The organism is Halomonas sp. 707D4, assembly GCF_024158685.1.
Classification (GTDB): Bacteria; Pseudomonadota; Gammaproteobacteria; order Pseudomonadales; family Halomonadaceae; genus Vreelandella.
In genome coordinates, this window is record NZ_JAMZBD010000382.1 from 1 (window position 1) to 3,014 (window position 3,014).

Sequence of the window (3,014 nt, forward strand, 5' to 3'; positions counted from 1 at the left end):
GAGCCGATGACGGGCGAGGAGGTCCAGGCCGGCGAGGAGACGCTGGCCGCCGACCCCGAAGAGGCGCTCAGCGAAGAGAGCGCCATGCCCGGCGAAACCACCCGTTCCGACGTGGACGACGTGATCGCCGAGACCGAGCGGCGCTTCGAGGAGGCTCAGCGACAGCTCGACCAGCAGTTCCAGGAGGTCGAGCGTCAGAGCGACCGGCTCGATCCCGTGGAGCCTGCGGAATTCTCCGACGACTGGGAGGTGGAAAGCAGCCTGCCGGAAAGCGCCCGCCGCGAAGCGCAGGGTGGGGCGCTCGACGTCGACGAGCTGATCGAGGACACTGAGCGACGCTTCGAGCAGGCCCAGCAGCGTCTCGACGAACAGTTCCAGGAACTCGAGCGCGAATCGAGCCAGGCGGGCGACAATGTCGTTCTCGAGCCCGAAAGCTCCGTCTCGGAGTCCGCCTCCTCGCAGTCGCAGGACGCTGATGCAACAAGCGAGACGACCGCCACCGGCGTTGCGCGCTCGCTCGACGACGAGGCGTCAGACGCGTCCGGCCAAGAGCAAGGTGAGGCGCAGGAAGAGGCGTCGAGCGCAGGCGATACCCGCGAGCGCTCGGACATCGATCCCTAGGCGCGCAGGCAATAAAAAGGCCCGCATGTGCGGGCCTTTGTTTCGCGAGCCGATCAGGCGACGCGAATGTTGGACGCCTGAAGGCCTTTCTTGCCTTGCGTTACTTCAAAGGTGACTTTCTGACCATCCTGCAAGGTCTTGAAGCCTTCAGCCTGAATCTCTGAGAAGTGCGCAAAAAGGTCGTCGCCGCCGTCATCGGGTGAGATGAAGCCGTAACCTTTGGTGTCGTTGAACCACTTGACGGTACCAGTTGCCATCTGTCGTTTCCTTAACGTGCTTAGGTAATAGGCGGACAACCTCGTGTTTGCCCACAAATTCACTGTAGAAGCAAAAAAAGTGATCGTCCAGTGACGAACTCACGATTCCTTTAAACGCAGCGAGCCTCTTTCGATGAGCCAGATGACCCTGTTCGACGCGCAGTTCGTTCCCTTCGTGATCGCCATCACGCTGCTCTCCATCAGCCCGGGTGTGGACACGCTGCTGGTGATCCGCAATACCGCACGGGGCGGGGTGCGCGACGGCGTGGCTACCAGCGTCGCGATCTGCTGCGGGCTGTTCGTGCACGCCACGGTGTCGGCACTCGGCATCTCCTTGATCCTGCTGCAGTCCGCCTTCGCCTTCAACCTGCTCAAGCTGGCAGGCGCCGGCTATCTGGTCTGGCTCGGCGTGGCGAGTCTGTTGGCCGCGCGGCGAGGGACGGCGCTGCCCGTGGGGGAAGCCCGTGTGGCCGGGGCTCGCGTGGGACTCTTGCAGCCGATCAAGGAGGGGCTTCTCTCCAACGTGCTCAACCCCAAGACGGTGGTGTTCTACATGGCGTTTCTGCCGCAGTTCATCGCTCCGGGGGAACCGGTGCTGTTGAAGTCGCTGTGGCTTGCCGGGGTGCATTTCGTGATCGCCAACCTGTGGCAGATCGGCGTGGTGCTGATGGTGGGCGGGGCCAGCCGCTTTCTGGCAAGCTCGCGCTTTGCGCGGGTGCTCAACGCCGCGACGGGCACGGTGCTGGTGGCGCTCGGCCTGCGCCTGGCGCTGGAGCAGCGCCCGGGGTGACCGGGCGCTCGTTGGACATCAGCGCAGCGCGAGCAGGGCGCGGTCGTAGCGCACCTGCTGCTCGTTGTCGCTGAGCAGCGTCACGCCCTGGCTGTCGCCACCGTTGGCCAGGCTTTCGAAGATCACCCGGTAGCTCAACACCGCCTGGACGTAGTCGCGGGTCTCGCGAAACGGGATGCTCTCGACGAACAGGTCGAACGCCTCCACGCCGCGGCCGTCGCCCAGCCACTGGTCCACTCGGCCGGGGCCGGCGTTGTAGGCCGCAGTCGCCGCCAGGCGATTGCCCTGGTAGCGGTTGAGCTTGTCGCGCAGGTAGGTGCTGCCCAGACGAATGTTGAGCTCCGGGTCGAGTACGCCGTAAGGCCCCGGGTCGCTCAGGCCGAGCTGGCGGCTGACCAGCGCGGCGGTGCCGGGCATCAGCTGCATCAACCCTCTGGCGCCGGCGGGCGAGAGCGCCACCGGGTTGTAGGCGCTCTCACGCCGGGTGATGGCCATCAAGAGGTACGGGTCCACCCCGGTCTGCTCGCCCCAGCGCAGGAAACTTTCGCGGTAGGCGGGCGGGAAGCGCCAGTCCAGCGCATCCCACATCTCGCCTGCGATGGTGGTCTGCACCAGCAGCGGGTACCACTGGCGATGGGCGGCGTAGTCCGCCAGCGCCCGCGCCTGGGCCGGGGACGAGGTGCGCACGGCGTAGAGCCATTCGCTGTTGGCGAGTCCCTCCTCGCCGATGCGCATCAGCGCCTCGGTGCGCTGTACGGTGGCAAGCGCCGCAGTGCGTTCGCGCGAGGCGTCGTCGAAGTGGTTGCGCTCGTTGTTGAGTCGGTAGGGCACGCCGAGCCGTTCGGCGGCGGCGAAACCGTAGAAGCTGCGATCCAGCGCCGCCTCGCGGTAGCGCGCCTCGGCGGCGCCGTGGTTGCCGAGCTGCTCGTTGGCCCGGGCGAGCCAGTACTGCCAGCGGCTATTGCTTTGCTGGCTGGCGGGCATCTGGGCGATCCAGTTCAGCACCTCCGACCACTGGCGATCCTCCAGCGCCCGGCGCACGCGAAGCTCGAGCACGCGCTCGCTGTCGAGCCCCGGCAGCACGCTGTCCACCCAGGCAAGCGTGCCCGGCACGCTGCGCACCAGTGCATAGAAGGCAAGCTCCTCCTCGATCACGCGGCGCTCGTCGGCGGTCAGCGACAGGCGCGGCGCGATGCTCTGCCAGGCGGCAAGCGCTGCCGGCGTGTTCTCGCGCGTGTAACGCTGCAGAGCGGCCTGGTAGAACGCGGCACTCGCCGCGCACTCGGGGCCGAGACAGGCGGGCGCCTGAGCCACCGCGGAAAGGTTGCCCTCGATGCGCTCGACGG

General features: G+C 66.9%; 3 protein-coding genes and 1 pseudogene. 2 read left to right on the forward strand and 2 right to left on the reverse strand.

Features of this window, described 5'->3' with window-relative positions; genetic code table 11:
• Window positions 1–621, forward strand: a pseudogene (locus tag BIS11_RS13950) (hypothetical protein); the annotation flags it as partial.
• Window positions 622–674: 53 nt separating this feature from the next.
• Here BIS11_RS13950 and BIS11_RS13955 read toward each other — a convergent pair.
• A complete protein-coding gene (locus BIS11_RS13955; protein WP_227390348.1) occupies window positions 675–878 on the reverse strand; it encodes a cold-shock protein in 204 nt (67 codons plus the stop codon).
• A gap of 133 nt (window positions 879–1,011) precedes the next feature.
• On the opposite strand from BIS11_RS13955, the gene BIS11_RS13960 reads away from it, so the two are divergent.
• Complete coding sequence (locus BIS11_RS13960) at window positions 1,012–1,668, forward strand: LysE family translocator (protein WP_253423822.1); 657 nt, start codon at window positions 1,012–1,014, stop codon at window positions 1,666–1,668.
• Between the two features lie 18 nt (window positions 1,669–1,686).
• On the opposite strand, the gene BIS11_RS13965 is transcribed toward BIS11_RS13960, so the two are convergent.
• A partial coding sequence (locus BIS11_RS13965) for a transglycosylase SLT domain-containing protein (RefSeq protein ID WP_253586343.1) occupies window positions 1,687–3,014 on the reverse strand: 1,328 nt, incomplete at its 5' end.